This is a genomic window from Metabacillus halosaccharovorans (assembly GCF_002019635.1).
In the GTDB taxonomy this organism is placed as follows: domain Bacteria; phylum Bacillota; class Bacilli; order Bacillales; family Bacillaceae; genus Metabacillus; species Metabacillus halosaccharovorans.
This window is the reverse complement of the sequence record NZ_KV917371.1, coordinates 1,072,825-1,094,306: the sequence shown is the minus strand read 5'-3', so window position 1 is coordinate 1,094,306 and position 21,482 is coordinate 1,072,825. Positions and strand designations below refer to the sequence as shown.

The 21,482-nt window shown below is 34.1% G+C and carries 19 protein-coding genes, 2 pseudogenes and 2 riboswitches; of the genes and pseudogenes, 19 read left to right on the top strand and 2 right to left on the bottom strand.

Features of this window, described 5'->3' with window-relative positions; all coding sequences use genetic code 11:
- Positions 1–39: 39 nt before the first annotated feature.
- A riboswitch (cyclic di-GMP riboswitch) is annotated at positions 40–122 on the bottom strand.
- A gap of 252 nt (positions 123–374) precedes the next feature.
- A pseudogene (locus BK577_RS05075) lies at positions 375–547 on the top strand (carbohydrate ABC transporter permease); the annotation flags it as partial.
- Between the two features lie 66 nt (positions 548–613).
- Here BK577_RS05075 and BK577_RS05070 read toward each other — a convergent pair.
- Positions 614–1,021: a hypothetical protein gene (locus tag BK577_RS05070; protein WP_078431946.1), complete on the bottom strand. Its 408-nt coding sequence runs from the start codon at positions 1,019–1,021 to the stop codon at positions 614–616.
- A gap of 377 nt (positions 1,022–1,398) precedes the next feature.
- Between BK577_RS05070 and BK577_RS05065 the strand changes: the two genes are divergently transcribed.
- The 5 genes from BK577_RS05065 to BK577_RS05045 all read left to right on the top strand — a co-directional run bounded on the left by BK577_RS05065 (position 1,399) and on the right by BK577_RS05045 (position 5,213).
- Entirely contained in the window at positions 1,399–2,676 is a 1,278-nt protein-coding gene (locus tag BK577_RS05065) for a sensor histidine kinase (protein ID WP_078431945.1), read from the top strand.
- 33 nt (positions 2,677–2,709) lie between these two features.
- On the top strand, positions 2,710–2,829 hold the full coding sequence (locus BK577_RS26790) for an SEC-C metal-binding domain-containing protein (protein WP_245823432.1): 120 nt from the start codon (positions 2,710–2,712) through the stop codon (positions 2,827–2,829).
- 32 nt (positions 2,830–2,861) lie between these two features.
- Complete coding sequence (locus BK577_RS05055) at positions 2,862–3,893, top strand: hypothetical protein (protein WP_078431944.1); 1,032 nt, start codon at positions 2,862–2,864, stop codon at positions 3,891–3,893.
- 69 nt (positions 3,894–3,962) lie between these two features.
- A complete protein-coding gene (locus BK577_RS05050) occupies positions 3,963–4,859 on the top strand; it encodes an ROK family protein (RefSeq protein ID WP_078431943.1) in 897 nt (298 codons plus the stop codon).
- Positions 4,860–5,006: 147 nt separating this feature from the next.
- Positions 5,007–5,213 (top strand): hypothetical protein, encoded by a 207-nt coding sequence (locus BK577_RS05045; protein ID WP_078431942.1) that lies wholly within the window; start codon positions 5,007–5,009, stop codon positions 5,211–5,213.
- 215 nt (positions 5,214–5,428) lie between these two features.
- Positions 5,429–5,517: riboswitch (cyclic di-GMP riboswitch) on the bottom strand.
- 110 nt (positions 5,518–5,627) lie between these two features.
- Here the strand turns inward: BK577_RS05045 and BK577_RS26580 are convergent.
- Entirely contained in the window at positions 5,628–5,759 is a 132-nt protein-coding gene (locus BK577_RS26580; RefSeq protein WP_281252546.1) for a hypothetical protein, read from the bottom strand.
- Between the two features lie 473 nt (positions 5,760–6,232).
- On the opposite strand from BK577_RS26580, the gene BK577_RS05040 reads away from it, so the two are divergent.
- From BK577_RS05040 to BK577_RS04980, 13 genes and pseudogenes are all read left to right on the top strand, one after another.
- Positions 6,233–6,979: a YveK family protein gene (locus BK577_RS05040; protein ID WP_078431941.1), complete on the top strand. Its 747-nt coding sequence runs from the start codon at positions 6,233–6,235 to the stop codon at positions 6,977–6,979.
- 46 nt (positions 6,980–7,025) lie between these two features.
- Positions 7,026–7,670, top strand: coding sequence for a CpsD/CapB family tyrosine-protein kinase (locus BK577_RS05035; protein ID WP_078433465.1), 645 nt, complete (start codon positions 7,026–7,028; stop codon positions 7,668–7,670).
- Positions 7,671–7,908: 238 nt separating this feature from the next.
- Complete coding sequence (locus BK577_RS05030) at positions 7,909–9,720, top strand: polysaccharide biosynthesis protein (protein WP_078431940.1); 1,812 nt, start codon at positions 7,909–7,911, stop codon at positions 9,718–9,720.
- Positions 9,721–9,964: 244 nt separating this feature from the next.
- Complete coding sequence (locus tag BK577_RS05025) at positions 9,965–11,095, top strand: DegT/DnrJ/EryC1/StrS family aminotransferase (protein WP_078431939.1); 1,131 nt, start codon at positions 9,965–9,967, stop codon at positions 11,093–11,095.
- Positions 11,092–11,736, top strand: coding sequence for a sugar transferase (locus BK577_RS05020; RefSeq protein WP_078431938.1), 645 nt, complete (start codon positions 11,092–11,094; stop codon positions 11,734–11,736). Before BK577_RS05025 ends, BK577_RS05020 begins: the two co-directional genes overlap by 4 nt.
- A complete protein-coding gene (locus BK577_RS05015; protein ID WP_078431937.1) occupies positions 11,733–12,350 on the top strand; it encodes an acetyltransferase in 618 nt (205 codons plus the stop codon). Before BK577_RS05020 ends, BK577_RS05015 begins: the two co-directional genes overlap by 4 nt.
- A gap of 3 nt (positions 12,351–12,353) precedes the next feature.
- On the top strand, positions 12,354–13,616 hold the full coding sequence (locus tag BK577_RS05010) for a glycosyltransferase family 4 protein (RefSeq protein WP_078431936.1): 1,263 nt from the start codon (positions 12,354–12,356) through the stop codon (positions 13,614–13,616).
- Between the two features lie 27 nt (positions 13,617–13,643).
- Positions 13,644–14,740: pseudogene (wecB, locus tag BK577_RS05005) on the top strand (non-hydrolyzing UDP-N-acetylglucosamine 2-epimerase).
- Between the two features lie 4 nt (positions 14,741–14,744).
- Positions 14,745–16,070 carry a nucleotide sugar dehydrogenase gene (locus BK577_RS05000; protein ID WP_078431935.1) on the top strand — a complete coding sequence of 442 codons (1,326 nt, stop codon included), beginning with the start codon at positions 14,745–14,747 and terminating at the stop codon, positions 16,068–16,070.
- Positions 16,071–16,203: 133 nt separating this feature from the next.
- On the top strand, positions 16,204–17,334 hold the full coding sequence (locus tag BK577_RS04995) for a DegT/DnrJ/EryC1/StrS family aminotransferase (protein WP_078431934.1): 1,131 nt from the start codon (positions 16,204–16,206) through the stop codon (positions 17,332–17,334).
- Between the two features lie 212 nt (positions 17,335–17,546).
- On the top strand, positions 17,547–18,872 hold the full coding sequence (locus tag BK577_RS04990) for a lipopolysaccharide biosynthesis protein (RefSeq protein WP_078431933.1): 1,326 nt from the start codon (positions 17,547–17,549) through the stop codon (positions 18,870–18,872).
- Complete coding sequence (locus tag BK577_RS04985; protein WP_245823431.1) at positions 18,872–20,164, top strand: oligosaccharide repeat unit polymerase; 1,293 nt, start codon at positions 18,872–18,874, stop codon at positions 20,162–20,164. The genes BK577_RS04990 and BK577_RS04985 overlap by 1 nt, the downstream gene beginning before the upstream one ends.
- Positions 20,164–21,261, top strand: coding sequence for a glycosyltransferase family 4 protein (locus BK577_RS04980; protein WP_078431932.1), 1,098 nt, complete (start codon positions 20,164–20,166; stop codon positions 21,259–21,261). The genes BK577_RS04985 and BK577_RS04980 overlap by 1 nt, the downstream gene beginning before the upstream one ends.
- Positions 21,262–21,482: the final 221 nt, after the last annotated feature.

Below are 21,482 nucleotides of genomic sequence, written 5' to 3'. Positions count from 1 at the left end.
TTTTTAACAAATCTGTTTTCCATACTAAAAAATCCGTCCAAATAGATTGGACGGTTGCGCCACTTGCTCCCAATTTGCCAGGCGCCCACATACAGCAAATTGTTCAACACACCAGTATTATTAGTGAAACGATTGTATAGTACTATTTTCACAAATTATTATAAGGTTTTAACTGATAATATTCAATGATTTCTAGTCCTTTTCAACATAATAAAGGGTTTTTCGCTTCATTCGAGTAGAATTTTGTCAAAAAGTCGGGACATATCTTACCGTAGGTACGTCTTTATAAAATAGTATAGATCATTATAGTAAATTAGTCCTTTTTAGACTACAATTTTAGAAAACGCTTACTTATGGGGGTGCAGGCTGTCATGTCCGATCAACAGCTGAGTATGGTGACGTTGCGAAATATCTCTGGAAGTCAGATTGTCCATTGGAATTTGCAGATGGTTGGGCACTATTAGCGGCATTGCCTACATTATTAGTTTATATTCTATTAGGGAAGTATTTTGTAAAAGGGTTATTGGCCGGATCTGTGAAAGGATAAGGGGAAAGGCAGTCTCCGAGAAGGGGACTGCCTTTTGGTGAAGAAGAACACTGTTATTTAAAATCCTCAATTCAAACTAAACACACCATAAACCCAAATATTTCCCTTTTCAGAAACATAATCATGCGGGTTTATTGGATTTCCTTCTTTATCATATATATAAATAGAAGCAACTCCATTTGCAGCAGACACTCCTACTCGATATCCACTAGCAATCATCGTTTCATCTGGAGTAACAATAAAGGAGTGAATCTTCTCAGTACAGCTTTTATAATAAATCAGAACTCTCGTTTGTTCAGTGACGACTTTCTCAATATTCAGAGGAGCATGTCGATCATCCTCAACAACTTTCCACCCGTCGCCATAATTTTTGATCGAAGCAGCAATCTCATACCTTGAGGAATGTCCTCCATATGTAAATCCTACTAGTATTAGGATAACTAGTAGGACTAGAATAATTCTTTCAAACTTCATCAATAAGACCTCCATCATTCTCTTACTCTATATAACTAGATTAGACAAAAGGACGAAAAAAGTCTGTAACTATATGGAAGGGAATTATAGGTCCTTCTGTCGATTCCGTTCAAGAGGCTTTTTTCACATAAAATCTATCATATCATTTCTTAGGGGGGCAGTCTTCCTTTCAACTCTTTTCTTCCCCCCTATTATCAGTTAAACTGCAATAGTATAAGAGATAGCGGTATAAAATGCGGATGAAAAGCAATGTGCTATCATTTTAGTTAATCCGGGATTGAACTTATGGAGCAAATGGGGACTTATTCTGATGGAGTTTCAAAGTAATAGGGAGAACACGGTAAAAGTGGAGCCGGTCCCTGTATAGGAGCAAAACAATGAACTTTATTTATATCAATCAACATGTACTAGATAATTTATTTTATATACTAGTTAGTCTACTTATCTTTTTTGTTTTATACGAAAATATGAATGTGCTCAGATTATATAAAAAAACGCTTCTTACCGCATGTGCTAGTGTGCCAATTATTTTGTGTATGAAGTTTCCGATTTATATTGATGATTATTGTATTCATGATTTAAGGCAAATCCCTTTTTTTCTTGGGATTCTTTATGGGGGATGGCCTGTTGGTGCAGCTCTTCTGTTCATTTTATTAATGGCTAGATTTGCTATATATGGCTTTAATCTAATCACGCTAGTTATTTATCTTTTCCTTTTTATTGCAGCAGCCCTCTTTTCAAAAAAATTCAATAAGTTTAATAGAAAGTATAAATTAGGAAGTGCTGCGCTTTTTTCTATTTTACTTGGGGGTATGTCAACAGCGGTCGCCCTATTGATGTCAGACTTTTTTAGAGTCACGGAGGCATATGTTTTTTATTTTATTTTGATTCCTCCCTTTATTATGTTTTTTGCTGTCTATATTATCGAAGTATTAAGTGATGCTATTCATTTAAAAACAAAAATTATCAAGCTGGAAAAGATGGAGGTTGTTAGTCAGCTTGCAGCGAGTATATCACATGAAGTGAGAAATCCATTAACCGTTGTAAAAGGATTTATCCACTTGTTAAAAGACCCCAACCTATCTCAGGGAGTAAGGAATGAATATTTCCATCATGTCACCAGTGAGCTTGATCGTGCCGAGACGATTATTAGTGATTATTTAGCCTTTGCAAAGCCGGCAATAGAAAAAGTTGAGGACATCTTTGTCGATCGTGAAATAAGAAGTATCATTGAGATGATCAAGCCATTAGCGAGCATGAGCTCAGTTGAGATATCAGAATCAATTGAACCAGCGACAATTCGTGGAAATTCTCAGTACTTTAAGCAATGCTTTTTAAACTTGATGAAAAATGGAGTAGAGGCAATGCCTAACGGTGGAGAGCTTAACATTCTTATGCAGGCTGACAAGGGAAAAATGCTGATTAAAATAAGTGATAACGGTGTAGGAATGACCAAGGAGCAAATCAACCGTTTTGGTGAACCATATTACAGTAGTAAAGAAAAAGGAACTGGACTCGGTTCAATGGTCGCTATTCGAACCATCCAAATGATGAATGGTACTCTTGATATAAAAAGTGATCAAAATGAAGGGACGACGATTACCGTCACACTCCCCTCTGTGAATAGAGATCGTCCCTTGCAATTAGATAAATGAGCATTAGGATAATGACAAGAAAGTGGTGAAAGCATGGATATTTCCAGAAACGATCCATGTCCGTGCGGCAGTGGAAAAAAACACAAAAAATGTTGTATGAACGATACAGTTGTCTCCCTCCACTCCATTCGTGAATTTGTGACAGAGAATTAACAGAGCTTCAAGGTGAGTTACTCACATATGCATTGACTCAGTATGAAGAACTATTAGCAGATAGTTATGAAGAATTTATTCAGGAAATTGACCTTGATGAAGAGGAGGAAGAATTGGTTTTATTCCTCTTTACTACCTGGTCCCTCTTTAGCATTTTAGACGATACCGATCAAACGATTGTAGAGCAGTTTATCAATAAGAAAAAGAAAGAAAATAAAATTCGTGCCTCAACCCTTGAGCAGTTAGAAAAATGGATAGGTGCTACTGCATCCTATACTGTCGTCACTAAGGTCATGGAAGATCTGCATATCGAAGTAGAGGACATCTTCACAGAAGAAAAGAAAATCGTCAAGCTTCAGGAAGAAGACCCAGAGATACAAGAAGGTGTCGGGTTAGTAGGATTTTTACTTCCATATGGATCCTATTATTCCTATTACACAACGTATCTCGACTTTCCAGTGAATGAAGCAGTAATACTAAAAAATGAATTTCAAGCGATGTATGATGCAAGTGATGTAAAAGATTCCTCCATATTTATGAGAGTGAACTTTGCTAGCATCATGGTAAGCATGTTGACAGAAGGATTTGATGAGAGGCTTGATGTAGATCAATTAGATTGGGAGAATCCCATCTATCAAGCAGTTGCACAGGTTTATAAGCAACAGATCGAACATTTCGATCTTCCAGAGCAAATTCAAGAGTTGGGTGTCACTCTATGGTATATCTTCTGTAAAAAAGAACGACCAACAATTCGAAAATTTAAAAACTATGCGGCAGCACTTCATTATTATATCGATCATAAGCTGCCAATTCTCAATTTCCTTACACAAGCAGATGTTGCAGAAATGTATGAAGTAAGTAAGGGCTCACTAGCAAAAGCTTATAAGCATCTTGAAAAGGGATTAGAAGATGAGCTGGATAAACTATATGACTTTATGGAACAAATGGAAGATGAGGACGACGAGAATATTTTATTCGACAATTATGAAATAGACGAAGATGATGATGAACTTGACTTCGAGGATCTCTTCTCATTTAACGAAGAACCTAAAAATCAAAAGTAAAAATACGCTTACATTTTCGCTCCAACTTGGTAAACTATAACTATGGTAAAAGTTTAGGAGAGTGAAAACATGTACACAATCGGCATTGACTTAGGCGGGACAAACCTGCGAATCGGCTTGTTCAACGAAAAAGGAGAAATCATCAATCAACAAAGCCGTCCAACAGAAGCGGAAAAAGGTCCGGAATACACCATCAACAACATGGCAGAAGCTATCAACGAACTTAAGTCCAAATGTGATATCAAAGCAGTTGGAATTGGCTCACCCGGTCCCTTATCTCCTAGCACAGGTATCATCATTGAGCCGCCAAACCTCCCTGGCTGGGTAAACGTCCCAATTGTAGACATGCTGGAGGAAAAAATAGGTCTGCCAGTCAAGCTGGAAAACGATGCAAACGCAGCTGCTCTTGCTGAAGCCACACTTGGAGCAGGCAAAGGCGCAAGCAGTGTCTTCTTTGTCACTGTCAGCACAGGAATTGGCGGAGGCTATGTTTTAGGAGGCCAGCTTGTCTCAGGTGCACAAGGGAATTGTGGGGAAATCGGAAACATGATCGTGAATCCAAGTCCTGATGCCTACCAAGGCTCAGGCTTAAACAAAGGGGCATTGGAAGGACTCGCATCCGGAACCGCCATCGGTCGAATCGGAAAAGAAAGACTAAACATAACAAACGGTGCCCAAGGAGTATTTCAGTTGGCAGAGCAAGGCAATCAACAAGCACAGGAAATTGTTGACGAAGCAATCAACTATCTTGCCATCGGTCTTGCAAACATTGTTCATACGGTGAATCCGGAAGTAATTGTCATCGGTGGAGGAGTCATGAAATCGAAGGATCTGATTTTAAAGCCATTGATTGAAAAAACAAGAGAGTATGTGTACCCGAGCTTAAAGGGGTCATTAGTCATCAAACCAGCAGAATTAGATCAAAAAGCAGGTCTCGTTGGGGCAGGGCTGCTACCGCAAGGGTAATTACGTTTATGTAAAAGCACAAAAACCAGCAGATATGTAGAAGGGGTATAACCGAAAAGACTGTCATTAGAAACCTTTTATATAAAAAAATCGATTAAAATCACCTCCTTCTGTGAAACATAAAAAGAAAATAGAAGGAGGATAAATATGGTCTCAAATTCACCAGGTAGAATTAATGTCATCTTTCAACATGATGAGAAAAAAGTACATCAACTAATTGATCTGACCCAATTAACAGCATTACTCGGCTCTGATCTTATACATATTGATGAAATGCTAGAACCAAAAAGAGTAGACAAAAAAGTGTGGGTGCGAAATATAAACGGGGTTACTCTACTTATGAAGCTAAAGTAGCAAGATAAAACAAACGAAAAACCCTACAACTAGACTTCTGAGAATATTGGTCTCTTAAGTCCAATGGTAGGGTTTCTATGTGAAAATCTACGCAACTCTTCTCTTTTTCTTACCGCAACGAACACACCGATCAGAATAATAACTGTATTTGTGGCGTCTACTTAACAAACATAAAAGGAATTTCAATTTCTTCACGTAGATCGTCTCCCTAATCATTAGGTAGCTCAGCCATCATGGTTATATCTAAAACCTTAGATCTGAAGCTTTGCGTCCCTTTCTTTCGAAAGGTTTGCCTTTGTCTAGTAAAGTATAGTCATATTATACCAATAATGAATTTAGAAACTAAACAAATATAATTTGACAGAATTCTACAAAAAATCCCACCAACAAAAACTGTGGTGGGATTTTCATCTATTAATTTAATAGCATTGTCAACAAAGCTGTAAAAATGATAGTTGCAACGGGAAGAGATGCATACAAGATTACCTTGTTTCTCTTTTTTATTCTTGCTGCTTCTTCCGGTGTAATCCAAGCATGATTCGGCATAAACTAAACCCCTTCTTAATAATGTTAGTTGGAATTGTTATAAACGTTATTTTGTTATTTTGCCCTTTTTTATTAATATCGATAGATGATGATTAAAATGAATAGGAAAAAAGAACTAAAACTTAACTATTCTACCTCTCCATCTCACAAAACTGAAACAAATAATAGCATTACACCTAATCATTTTACTGATTATAAAAAAAACGAAATAAATGGAAAATTTATTCATGTAATTTCTATTTATCATATATTAGTGAGAAACTCATGCATAATTTCGGTGCAAATTTCCCAGAAAAAACATGTAAAAAAACTGTAAGAAAAATGCTAGAATAATGAAGTGCCAAAAAGATTGTAAAAAAACTGCAGTTTTTGTAACGAAATGTATATAGATGGTAGATAACATAGTAATTATTCTTTATAATTATTTATTTAGGGTTAACGAATTAATAGATTAAAATTATCGGAGGTTAATTATGGAAGAAACAATCAGCTTGAAAGAGCTGTTTCTCACATTAAAGAAACGTCTCTCACTCATTATTATTATTACAGCTATCGCAACTGCAACAAGCGGTATTGTTAGTTATTTTCTACTTACACCAATATATCAATCATCCACACAAATCCTTGTCAATCAATCAAAAAATGATCAACAACAAGTATACAATGCAGGGGAAGTCCAAACTAACCTACAATTAATTAACACATATAACGTTATTATTAAAAGTCCGGCTATATTAGATAAAGTAATAGAAAAAGAAAATTTAGATATCACTGCTAGTGAGTTAAATGGGTTGGTCACAGTTTCAAGTGAACAAAACTCACAAGTAGTCAATATCTCAGTGCAAAATGGAAATCCTGTGAAAGCTGCAGATATTGCAAACTCTATTGCGAAGACTTTTCAAGAGGAAATTTCCAACATTATGAACGTGGATAACGTTAGTATTTTAACACAAGCACAAGTAGGTGAAAATCCATCTCCGATAAAGCCGCAGCCTGTATTAAATATGGCAATTGCTCTAGTAGTTGGATTAATGGTTGGTGTGGGATTAGCCTTTTTACTCGAGTATCTTGATAATACAATAAAAACGGAACAAGACATAGAAAATCAATTGGGATTACCTGTGTTAGGTGCTATAACAACCATTACGATGGACGAAGAGATAAAAGATCAAGCAACTACAGCAACACTAAGAACGCGAGGTGAGTCTGTTGGCTCGTAAAGATCGAAAAAAGTTAGTTCAATTACAAAATAGAAGCTTAATTTCAATGACTACACCTAAATCACCGATTGCTGAACAATTTCGTACGATTCGTACAAATATCCAGTTTTCGAATGTCGATGAAGAACTTCAAACGATGATTGTAACTTCATCAGGTCCAGCAGAAGGTAAATCAACTACGACAGCTAATCTTGCAGTAGTTTTCGCTCAACAAGGAAAGAAAGTTCTCTTAATTGATTCTGATTTAAGAAAACCAACAGTGCATTACACGTTCCGTAAGGAAAACCACATTGGGTTGTCCAATGTGTTAACAAGACAGTCTACATTAGAGGAAGCAGTCACAACAACGGAGCAGGAAAACCTTTGGGTATTACCAAGTGGACCAATTCCACCAAACCCTTCAGAACTTTTAGGTTCTAGAGGAATGCAAATGTTAATAGAGCACGCAAAAAATGAGTATGATGTGATCGTTCTTGATACTCCGCCTGTATTGGCTGTAACAGATGCTCAGGTGTTAGCGAACTTAGCGGATGGAGTTGTTCTGGTGGTTAGCAGTGGAAAAACAGAGATTGATGCAGCTAAGAAGGCAAAAGAACTTTTAGAAAGTGCAAAGGCAAAAATTCTTGGTGTGGTCTTAAATAATAAGAAGGTTCAAGATAGCCAATATTATTATTACTATGGAGGAAAATAATTCTTGAACTTACCACTTAAAATAGATGTGTTTCTATATGGGTGAATTATTATTCCTCGTAATAAACTTTATTAACATAAGGTTCCATTCATAGAATTCATAATGAAAGGAACCTTATGGATTTTTAAAAGATGTATATAAAATGATAGATATCTAATAAAAGAGCACAATTGAAGAGGGCGTGTTTTTTCATTAGATATTTATTTTTGGAAATAACAGTGGAAAAGAAGGTGTCATGATGAGCTACTCTAAGAGATTATCACTGCTAGTAGGCTTAGATTCATTAATTGTCTTATTCTCTATTTATATTGGGTATTTTATTTTGGATCCTTACATTAGTTTTTACTCCTTAAAAATGATGATTATCAGCTCAATTACGCTGGTTGTTAGTCATCACATGTTTGCTTTTATCTATCGTTTATACAATAAATCATGGCAGTATGCTAGTGTTGGTGAATTGCTTGCAATATTAAAGGCAATCACTCTTTCAATTGCAGTAGCCGCAGTTGTTCAATATATTCTCAACGGCGACATTTACATGAGAGTGTTATTCATAACATGGTTGTTGCATATGTGTTTGATTGGTGGATCACGATTTTCATGGAGAATGGTCCGTGACCGTTATATTAAATCACAGGTCGAAAGAAAAAATGCACTTATTGTTGGAGCTGGGTCGGCAGGGACAATGCTCGTTCGTCAATTATTAAAAAATAATGATAGTGAACTACATCCTGTTGCCTTCGTAGATGATGACCTTGCAAAACAAAAACTACAAATTTACGGTGTTACAGTTTTAGGAAAAACAGAAAAAATCCCTGAAATTGTAGAAAGTGAAAATATCGATCACATCATCATTGCTATTCCATCTCTTAGCAAAACAGAAATTCAAAAAATCTACCAGGAATGTAGTAAAACAAAAGCAAAGACAAAGATCATGCCAATGATTGAAGATATTATTACTGGCAAAGTGTCTGTGAACCAATTCAGGGATGTACAAGTAGAAGACCTGTTAGGACGGGACCCTGTTGAATTAGATATTCAGAGTATTTCGAATAAATTAACAGATAAAACAATTCTTGTTACAGGTGCGGGTGGTTCAATAGGTTCTGAGATTTGTAGACAGGTTAGTAGATTTAACCCTAAAAAGCTCATGCTGTTAGGTCACGGAGAAAATTCTATTTATACGATTGATATGGAACTAAGGAATCGATATCAAAATCATTTTGAGATCATTCCGATTATTGCTGATGTACAGGATCGTCATAGAATATTTGATGTTGTAGAAGCACATAAGCCGGACGTTATTTACCATGCTGCAGCACATAAGCATGTTCCTTTAATGGAATATAACCCAAGAGAAGCAGTTAAGAATAATGTGCTTGGTACAAAGAATGTAGCAGAGGCTGCCGATACATTTGGAGTGAAAACATTTGTTTTAGTTTCTACAGATAAGGCAGTAAATCCGACAAATGTGATGGGCTCAACGAAGCGTATTGCTGAAATGGTGATCCAAGAGCTTAATAAGAATAGTCAAACAAATTTTGTCGCAGTTCGGTTTGGGAATGTCCTTGGAAGCCGTGGAAGTGTTATTCCATTGTTTAAGAAACAAATTCAAGCTGGTGGACCTGTAACTGTTACTCACCCTGATATGACAAGATACTTTATGACGATTCCAGAAGCTTCAAGGCTTGTAATGCAAGCCGGGGCTTTGGCTCAAGGTGGGGAAATCTTTGTGCTTGACATGGGTGAGCCTGTAAAGATTGTTGATTTGGCTAAGAATCTTATAAAACTATCGGGTTATACAGAAGAAGAGATCGGAATAAAGTTTGCTGGGATTCGCCCTGGGGAGAAGATGTTTGAAGAGTTGCTTAGTGAGAACGAGGTTCATAGTGAAGCGGTGTTTCCTAAGATTTTTATTGGGAAAACAGTGGCATTTGATTACTCACTAGTAGCGAATTTAATAAACAATTACGATACTTATGATATTGAGTACATTAGGAAATACGTATTGGGATTGGCGAATAAGCAAGAAGATTTAGTGAAGTTGTGAAGTAAAAAAGTTGAGAAAGAGACTGTAGAAAAAGTTGGTCTCTTTCTTCTAATCCTAGAATTTATAAATTTTTTTTCCTTTCGTTACTAATCGTGAAACTTGATTAAGCTGTGAATTGCACTGTATTGCAATATTTTATATGAAGAATGTTAGTTGGAAGGTTAGTAGTTGGTTGGCAATGAAAGTGAAAGATCCAATTAAGTCCTAATCTACTAAACTTAACTTAAGGGAAGGAAGTCTTAAGATGGAATCGACAAAAGTAAAAGAGAGAATTTTCCTTTCTTCACCACATATGAGTGATGAAGGTTATGAAATGCAATATGTAAAGGAAGCCTTTGATACAAACTGGATTGCCCCCCTTGGTGAAAATGTAAATGGTTTTGAAAGAGAACTTGCTGAAAAGGTCGGATCTAAAGCAGCCGCAGCACTTTCTTCTGGCACAGCTGCTATTCATTTAGCGCTCAAAGCAGCTGGGGTTGGGGAAGGAGATATTGTTTTTTGTCCAACGCTTACTTTTTCTGCTACAGCAAATCCAATCATTTATCAACATGCTATTCCTGTCTTTATAGACAGTGATTATGAAACGTGGAATATGAGTCCGGTAGCTTTGGAACAGGCATTTGAAAGATATCCAGATGTAAAGGCAGTTATAGTAGTTCATTTATATGGCTTATCAGCAGATATGGATCGATTATTGGAGATTTGTAGGAAACATGATGTTGCGGTTATCGAAGATGCTGCTGAGTCTTTAGGAACTTATTATAAAGGGAGACATACTGGTACATTCGGTGACTATGGAATTTTCTCGTTTAATGGCAATAAGATTATTACCACTTCTGGTGGTGGTATGCTTGTTTCTGATAATGAAGAAAGAATAGCTAAGGCAAGATTCTGGGCAACTCAATCAAGAGATGAAGCAAGACATTATCAGCATAGTGAATTAGGTTTTAATTATCGCATGAGTAATGTAGTAGCTGGGATTGGGAGAGGCCAACTTAAGGTATTAGATCAAAGGGTTGAAAAAAAACGATATATTTTTGAGTTCTATAAAAGAGAGTTAGGTGGGCTTGAAGGTGTTGAATTCATGCCTAGTAATGAGTGGGACGAGCCTAACTATTGGTTAAGCTCATTGACTCTAAGTGGAAGTGTAAGACCAATTGATCTTATTGAGGTTCTTGAAAAAGAGAATATTGAATCTAGACCAGTATGGAAACCCATGCATATGCAACCATTCTTTGAAAAATATGATTTTGTAGGTACGGATGTATCTGAAAAACTGTTTGAAAATGGTGTTTGTTTACCTTCGGACACAAAAATGACAGATGAAGATTTAACAAAAGTTGTTGAGATTATTAAAGGATTGTGGAGGAAATGATAAATTCAAATGGTGGTTTTTATAGGAAATATTTAAAAAGGCCTATGGATTTTGTACTATCTTTGATCGCGATTGTCTTACTTAGTCCAGTGATTCTAATAGTTGCTTTACTTGTAAGGACCAAACTAGGTAGTCCTGTGCTCTTTAAACAGGAAAGACCTGGACTTAATGAAAAGTTATTTATCATGTATAAGTTTAGAACAATGACAGATGAAAGCGATGCAAATGGAGAGTTGCTTCCTGATAGTGTTAGATTAACTAAATTTGGAAAATTTCTACGTTCAACATCCCTTGATGAACTTCCCGAATTAATTAATATTTTGAGAGGTGATATGTCAATTATTGGTCCCAGACCACTGTTGACTGGCTATCTACCTTTATATAATGAACATCAAAAAAGGCGTCATGAAGTTAGGCCAGGTCTCTCTGGTTTGGCACAGGTTAGCGGTAGAAATGCCATCAGTTGGGAAGAGAAATTTTATCTTGATGTTCAGTATGTGGACAATGTGAGTTTCATAGGAGATTGGAAGATAATTTTTACAACTATTAAAAAGGTTTTTATTAGAGAAGGGATTAATTCAGAAACTGCGGCAACAATAGAACCTTTTAAAGGAACTATAAAGGAAAGAACGGAAGCATGAAAAAAAAACTTTTAATAATAGGTGCTAGTGGTCATGGGAAAGTGATAGCTGATATTGCATTAAAAATGAATAAATGGGAGAAGATCGCATTTATTGATGATAATAAAAGTATAAAGTCGTTAATCGGTATTGAAGTTATTGGAACTACAGAACAGATTCATGACTATTTAGAAGACTATCAAATATTTGTTGGTATTGGTAATAATGATACGAGACAAAAGATATATGAAATGCTTAATAATATAGGAGCAGATATTCCTGTGTTAATTCATCCTAACGCTGTTGTAGGAAAACAAGTAGAAATAGGAATTGGAACAGCAATAATGGCGGGAGCAGTTATTAACTGCAGTACTAAAATAGGCAAAGGTTGCATTATTAACACCGGATCAACGATAGACCATGATAATTATATTGAGGATTTTGTTCATATCTCGCCAGGTGCTCATTTAGCTGGAACTGTTAAAGTTGGTCAGGGGTCTTGGTTAGGGATTGGTAGTATTATAAGTAATAATGTGATCATCACCAATGGTTGTATGCTCGGTGCTGGTGCTGTTGTGATTAAGAATATTACTGAACCTGGAGTTTATGTTGGTGTTCCAGTTAGGAGAATATAAGTTATGAAGAAGAATATTTGGATATGGAATCATTATGCTACAAATATGTATAGGGATAAAGCAGGGAGACATTTTTGGTTTGCAAAAAATCTTATTAAACATGGTTATAAACCAACTATCTTTTCAGCATCTACTATTCATAATTCAAAAGATAGTATTAATACAAATAATGAAAAATATATTTGTGAGACTGTTGAGAATATACCATTTGTGTTTGTAAATACACCTGGATATATGGGGAACGGAAAAAAAAGAATTAATAATATGCTAGCATTTTATAGAAATTTATATCCAGTTGCAAAGAGATATGCTGAAATTAATGGTAAACCAGATGCCATTTTAGCTTCGAGTGTCCATCCACTTACTTTAGTTGCTGGAATAAAAATTGCTAAGAAATTTAATATTCCTTGTATTTGTGAGATTAGGGATTTATGGCCGGAGACAATAGTAGCTTACGATTCTCTTAAAAAAGATAGTCTATTAACAAAGATATTATATTCTGGTGAGAAGTGGATATACAAAAGGGCAGATAAGATAATCTTCACTATGGAAGGTGGTAAAGACTATATAAAAGAAAAAGGATGGGATATAGAGAGTGGAGGTCCCATAAATGTTAACAAAGTTTATCATATCAATAATGGTGTAGATTTGGATGAATTCAACTACAATAAAGACAATAATACTTTACATGACATAGATCTAAATAATGAAAATTGTTTTAAAGTTATATACGCTGGTTCAATAAGAAAAGCAAATAACGTGAAAAAAATTGTTGAGGTCGCAGAGTTCATTGATAAAAAAGGCTATGAAAATATAAAATTCTTAATTTATGGAGATGGAACAGAAAAAGAGGAACTAGAAAAATATAGTTATAACCGAAATCTTAATAATATAAAATTTAAAGGTTTTGTAGAAAAAAATAAAATTCCATACATCCTAAGTAAGTCCAACTTAAATATACTTCACTTTGAACAAAACACTATAAAACGATATGGTGCTAGTTTGAATAAAATGTTCGAATACTTTGCTAGTAGTAAACCTATATTATCAGATTGTGAGTTTGGATATGACCTTATAAAAAAGCATAAATGTGGAGTGGTTTTGGATAATGCGGATGTAGAACAATTTGCCAATGCAATTGTTGAATTCTCTAAAATGACAAAGAGTGAATATGACGCATATTGCAAAAATGCTAATCAAGTGGCAAAGGAATATGATTTTAAAGTTTTGACAGAAAAGCTAATTGATATAATTGAAGATTGTTAAAATATAGAAAACAGGGATGGATGAATTATGAAAATTATAACCATAATCGGTGCTCGTCCTCAATTCATTAAAGCTGCACCATTTTCAGAAGTTTTTAGAAAAGAAAATGATGAAATTTTAGTTCATACTGGTCAACACTATGATACAAATATGTCGGATGTTTTTTTTGATGAACTTGGGATACCAAAACCAAATTATAACTTGGAAGTTGGGTCAGGAAGTCACGGGCTACAAACTGGTCGCATGCTAGAAAAATTGAAGAGCTATTATTAAAAGAGAAGCCAGATGGGATGTTAGTCTATGGTGATACAAACTCTACATTAGCTGGTGCTCTGGCGGCTAGTAAATTACACATCCCAGTTTTTCATGTGGAAGCTGGATTGCGCAGTTATAATAAGCTTATGCCTGAAGAGCAGAACAGAGTGTTGACAGATCATGTATCTAATTTATTACTATGTCCTACTCAAACAGCTGTAAATAACTTGAAAAAAGAGGGGATTACAGAAGGGGTAATAAATACTGGAGATATAATGTATGATGTTGTTCTTAGGAATATAGAAATTTCACAAAGTCGTTACTCAAATGGTGTTTGGTTAGATGAGTTAAGAAAAGAAAATGAAAAAATCCCTAGTCTTACAGAAAAAGAGTATTACCTTGCAACAATCCATCGAGCAGAAAATACTGACGACCATAAGAAGTTATTTGAGATTTTTGCATCATTTGAAAAAATGGACAAGCCAGTAATCCTACCAATACATCCGAGAACAGGAAAATTAATTGAAAAACTAGATATTAAGCTGAATAATGTAACACTTATTAATCCGGTTGGCTATCTAATGATGTTATATCTTACAGCAAACGCATATATGGTTGTTACAGATTCAGGCGGCCTTCAAAAAGAAGCATACTTTCTTAAAACACCATGTACTACACTTAGAGATCAAACAGAGTGGGTAGAAACCTTAGAAAACGGATGGAATGTTTTAAGTGCAATTAATATGGATGAAATCTTAAATACAGTTACAAGGGAATTAGAGTGTTTACAGCATCCTCAACCGATGCTATTTGGTGATGGAAAATCTGCAGAGCATATATGTAACGCTATATTAAAAGGAGCAAAATAAAATTATGAATACTGTTACTCTAACTAGCGCTTTAAAGGAAAAATTATTAAACAAAACTGCAACACTAGGAGTCATAGGGTTAGGCTATGTAGGTTTACCATTAGCTGTTGAAAAAGCAAAAGCAGGATATAAAACAATTGGATTTGATGTTCAAGAATCTAAAGTGAAAATGGTTAATGAAGGAAAAAACTATATTGGTGATGTAGTTAACGAAGATCTTGAATCTCTTGTAGGTTCAGGACATTTATTAGCTACTACTGATTTTTCAAAAGTAGGACAAGCAGACTGCGTATGTATATGTGTGCCTACTCCTTTAGATGCCTATCAACAACCAGATATTAGCTATGTGAAGGCTTCAGCAGAGAGTATTGTACCTTACATGCATAGGGATATGTTAATAGTTTTAGAGTCTACAACTTATCCAGGAACTACTGAAGAGCTTCTAAAGCCAATACTTGAAGAATCAGGCTTAAAATGTGGAGAAGATTTCTTCTTAGCTTATTCACCAGAACGTGTAGACCCTGGTAACTTAACATTTAAAACAAAAAATACACCTAAAGTAGTAGGTGGTATTACATCGAAATGTACTGATGTAGCAGCGGCCTTATACGAGAGCATTTTAGAAGCACCTATCCATCGTGTATCTTCACCTGCAGTAGCAGAGATGGAAAAGATATTAGAAAATATATACAGAAATATTAATATTGGACTTATAAATGAACTTGCAATTCTAAGTAATAAAATGGGTATAAATTTATGGGAAGTTGTTGATGCTGCAAAAACAAAGCCTTACGGGTTCCAAGCATTTTACCCTGGACCGGGACTGGGCGGTCATTGTATTCCGCTTGATCCATACTATCTTTCTTGGAAAGCACGTGAATACGGTTTTCATACTTCCATGATTGAATCTTCTATGATGGTAAATGATAGAATGCCTGAATATTGCGTTGAGAGAGCAAGCAAAATCTTAAATAAGCAAAAGAAAGCTATGAATGGATCGAGAATCCTTGTTTTAGGTGTAGCTTATAAAAAAGATATAGATGATTATAGGGAAAGTGCAGCTCTTAGGGTTATTGATGAGCTAGAAAAGGAAGGAGCAGAGGTTGCTTTCTTTGATCCTTTTATACCAGAGTATAATGAGCATGGAAAAGTTAAAAAGGGAGAAGCTCAATTAACAGTTGAACTCATTGAAGGCGCAGACTTGGTTATGATAACAGCTGATCATACAATGGTGGATTATTCTTTTGTACAACAGCATGCAAAAGCTATTTTCGATACGAAAAATGCAATGAAAGATGTGACGAATAGAGAGAATATTGAGTTACTATAAAGAGAAGTTCTCTTACTTCATTTATAAGTAAAATTGATCATTCTTTCAAGCATAGATAGATGTATAGAATATTATTGATTCTATGAACTAAATAATTGTTTAATGGATTTTATAAAAAAGAAAGAGGTATAATATGGAGTTTCGTGATTTAAAGGCTCAATATAATCAGTATAAATCAGCAATAGATGATGCTATTCAAAATGTGCTGAACAGTGGTGCATATATAGGTGGAAAAGAAGTAAATGAACTTGAAAAAGAATTAGCTGAATATGTAGGAGTTAAACATTGTATTACGTGTGCCAATGGGACTGATGCATTATCATTGGTCTTAATGGCTTGGGATGTAAAAGAAGGGGATGCGGTTTTCGTACCTGATTTTACATTTTTCTCAACAGGAGAAGTAGTATCATTTAATGGGGCAACACCAGTATTTGTCGATGTTGATGAAAAAACGTTTAATATTGATCCTGTTACGCTGAAACAATCAATAGAAAAAGTAATAGAAGAGGGAAATTTAAACCCTAAAGTAGTAATTCCTGTTGACTTATTTGGTCTTCCAGCTAATTATGATGAAATAGAAAAGATTGCTAAACAGTATGATCTGCTTGTATTAGAAGATGGGGCGCAAGGTTTTGGTGGAAATATCAATGGTAAAATGGCATGTAGCTTTGGTGAAGCTGCGACTACTTCCTTTTTCCCAGCTAAGCCTTTAGGATGCTATGGAGACGGCGGTGCAATTTTTACAAATTGTGATGAGACAGCTGAACTGCTTCGCTCCTATAAAGTGCACGGAAAAGGTGAAAATAAATATGACAATGTCAGAATTGGTGTCAATTCAAGATTAGATACCATGCAGGCAGCTATCTTACAAGTGAAATTAAAAGCATTTATAGAGCATGAGCTTGATGGAGTTAATAGTGCATATCAACTGTATAGTGAAAAATTGAGGAATTTTGTAGAAACACCTTATATTCCAGAAGGTTACTATTCAAGTTTTGCTCAATATACTATCAAACTTGAGTCAAAAGAACAAAGGGACGGTTTACAGGCTAGGCTGAAAGAAAATGATATTCCAAGTATGATTTACTATATTAAACCAATGCACCTTCAACAGGCTTTTGCTAATTTAACCTATAGAGATGAAGATTTTATCATAACAAATAAACTTTGTGACACAGTTCTTTCACTTCCAATGCATCCATATCTGAAAGAGGAAGAAATCACAAAAGTATGTGATGTAATAAAAGAATTTATGAAGGATTAAATACAAAGAAAAGAGTATTACAATATTAATTTTTCAATCGTCGGCAGAGACTAGAATGTGGAAATTTTGTACAATAGAAATTGCTTAATCTTTACTGCAACAAGTGTTGCAGTAAAGATGGGAATAAACTTTAAGAGCAATTCTTATAATTATAGCCAGTTATAAATGATACAAATAGTAGTAATAATTTTGTTAAACGGTGGAGATAGGATTTGAAATTTTATAAAAGATATAGGGAAAAATTATTAGAAAACAAATTCGCTAGAAACGTTTTTATTTTGGTAGGAGGAACAGTATTTGCTCAAGGGTTAGTGGTTTTATCTTCACCAATACTAACACGGTTGTATACCCCTCAAGTATTTGGCGTATTAACTACTTTTATTTCAATTATATCTATACTGAACTCAGTTGTATCATTGAAATATGAATTATCTCTTCCTTTAACTCGAAACAAAAAAGAAACAATAAATTTATTTAGTTTTAACATGTTCTTAATAAGTGTTATCTCTTTCTTGTATTTAATTATTTTTCTTCTCTATGGGAAGCATATTTTTTCTATGATTGGTGTACACAGTTATACTAACTTATTAGTTTGGATGATTCCGTTTACCGTTCTTGTTTTGGGCATTACCGATAATATCAATTACCTTTTCGTTAAGATAGAGAGATTCAAGTCAATCACGAACATAAAAGTGAATAGTACTATTGGAAAGGTTGTATCACAACTAATTTTTGGTATTACTCAGTACAACGGATTTGGTTTAATAGCAGGTGATATTGTTGGGAGGATTATTGGTGTTTTAATAGGATTATATCTTATTCTTAGGAATAATCTTAATAAGACTTATCGAATTATAATTAGATATATATCTTTTGAAGATATGAAAAAAGCTGCTATTCATTTTAAAAATTTCCCTATGTATTCTATGCCAGCTGGACTGATTAATAGTATATCTTCTAACTTAACACCGATTTTATTGATCTTCACATATGGCCCAACTGTTGCTGGATTTTACTCTTTAACCCAAAGAGTACTTGGACTTCCCAGTGCATTAGTTAGTCAATCTATATCTCAAGTATATCTACATGAGGCTCCAAAATTATTGGAAAAGGACATTACGCTTGTTAGAAATTTATATAAGAAAACAGCGAAAAATCTTTTGCTTATGGGAGGGATACCTATTTTATTGGTATCCATATTCGGAGAACATATATTTTCTTTTGTCTTTGGTGATACTTGGACTGACTCAGGAATTTATTTACAGGCTTTAGCATTACTATTTATTGGACAATTCACAACTGTTCCTTTATCCCAGACATTAAATATTTTAAATAAGCAAAAAATCCAGTTTCTTTGGGATTTTGGGAGAGTAATAATATCAATAATATCAATAATTATTCCATCTGAAATTTTACATTTAGAACCCAAAGATACAATATTTATCTTTTCTTTAAGTATGTTTTTAATGTATGTAGCTTTATATTTTTTATCTCTATATTATTTACAAAATAAACCATCGAGTGAAGAGGATATATAATGTTTAACCTTGCAATAAATAAAAAATATATTTCAACTATAATAATGACATTAGTATTTAAATGCTTGTTAGAGTTCGGATATTTTGAATTTGTTAACCCTTCATTTGAATATATGGGGTTTATTATTGATATTTCATGGACTAAACTGTTTGAATCCTATTTAATTGTTATTTTAATATTGATATTTTTAGCCAAGCTTGACTATTACGAAAAACCAAGTAAGATTGTAATTTACATCTTATTTTTAAATTTATATTTGCCAATGTCTTCTTTATATTGGATTCAAGATCAACCTAGGGAGTATTTTTTAGTTATCTCTGTCTCATTCTTAATATTGTATTTCATTATATGTAAATCAAAACCTATTTCTATTCCCAACCTTAAAGAAGGGAGTCATTTAGCTTTTTTGATACTTTTAGGCATCACGGTAATTGTATATGGGTTTCTGATTGCAACTGGTGGATTACAAAGAATGAATCTTAATTTATTAAATGTATATAGTACAAGGCAGGGGTATGTCAGTAGCAGTAATACACTAGTAGCCTATTTGCTACCCTGGCAGGCACATGTAGTTAATTTAACTTTTTTAACCACTAGTTTAATAAAAAATAAAAAATTCTTTATTATGTTAACCTTATTTATACAAGTATTATTATTCTCTATGACAAATTTTAAAAGTTTCCTTTTTGCACCTTTAGTAGTATTGGGTCTCTATTTCATATTTAAACAAGGCTTTAAAAATAGTTTATTGATGCTTATGTCCTTTTTATTATCGATATTAATGTCAATCTTGCTTATACTATACAAAATAAATGGAGACATTGTCTTGTTATCTATTTTTCTAAGAAGGTTATTTTTTGCACCTGCAGATTTGAATTTTGTTTACTATCATTATTTTTCACAAGTAGAAAAATATAAGTTATCTCACTCTATTTTATCTGGAATAACAGATAATCCATATAGTGTAAGCCCAGTTGTGATGGTGGCAAAAAATGTATATGGCGAAGACTTTAGTCCAAACGTAGGGGTATTTGGAGATGCTTATTTAAATTTCGGTCTAATAGGAATCGTTGTCTTTGTAATTATTTTAGCTTTTGTACTCGTTTTATTTGACAGTGTAGCGAGACCTGCACCTTTTATACTTCCTGTAACAATTATAGCAATTCCGTCTATGTCTTTGGTTAATTCAGCAATGTTTACCTGTTTTGCAACACATGGTATTCTATTTGCAATTTTTGTGACATGGTTATCAAGTGGTTTATTTAAAAAGAATGAAAGGATTACATTATAATGAAAGTTTGCCATCTAACATCAGTGCATAAATACAATGATATAAGAATATCGGTAAAAGAATGTTCCTCTTTGGTCGGAGAAAATTATGAAGTACATTTGGTTGCACCAAATACAAGTGTTGAGAATTTTAATGGAATTCATGTACACGGTGTTAAAAATTCTTATAAAGGAAGGATTAAACGAGCTAAGAATTACACAAGGGATATCTATCGTAAGGCAATTGAAATTGACGCAGAAATATATCATTTTCACGATCCAGAACTTATTCCAGTTGGATTAAGGTTAAAAAGGAAAGGAAAAAAGGTCATTTATGATATTCATGAAGATGTCCCAAGACAAATATTGACTAAACATTGGATTCCAAAATATTTAAGGTACCTTATATCATTTGTCTTTGAAATATTTGAAAACCGATCAGTTAGGAAATTCAATGCGTTAGTTGCGGCAACTCCGCATATAGCAAATAGGTTTCAGAAATATAATAATAATGTGGTGAATATAAATAATTATCCTATTAAAAAAGAGTTATCTTCCCCTACACAAATTCCCTTTGCTGATAAAGAAAAAAGTGTAATTTACATTGGAGGTATCTCAAAAGATAGGGGAAGTATAAATTGCGTAAAAGCTATAGATAATACGAAGGTAACCCTTAAAATTGCTGGTAATTTTGCGAACTCCCATGAGAGAAAGGTTTTAGAGGATCTGGAAGGTTGGAAAAAAGTGAATTTCTTAGGTTTTCTGGATAGAAAAGAAGTGAAAAAAGAACTTGAGACATCTATGGCAGGCCTTGTGTTGCTAGAACCGAGAGCGAATTACATTGATTCTTTGCCAATAAAAATGTTTGAATACATGGCAACAGGTTTGCCCGTAATTGCATCAAACTTCTCTTTATGGCAGGATATTATAGAGGGAAATAAATGTGGAATATGTGTTGATCCATTAAATGTAAAGGATATAAGCAATGCAATTAATTGGTTGATGGATAATCCAGAAAAAGCGATGGAAATGGGTAGAAATGGTCAGAAAGCAGTAGATACTAGATATAATTGGGAAGCAGAAAGTGATAAATTAATTCAATTATATGAAAGAATATAAAGTTTCAGCTACTGTCATCATCGATTTAGCAAGTAGTTTTAAAAGTATTTTTACCTTTTAACATCGAGAAAAAAAGATTAGTTTGGATGCATTGGACAGCTGTTTTATAGGATATGTCCAATTTATGATATGATAATTTTTTTCCATGACTTTAAAAACTAAAAACATAATAGTGAAACGGTGAAATTGACGTATATGAAGTGGATTCGGAGAAAATGGAA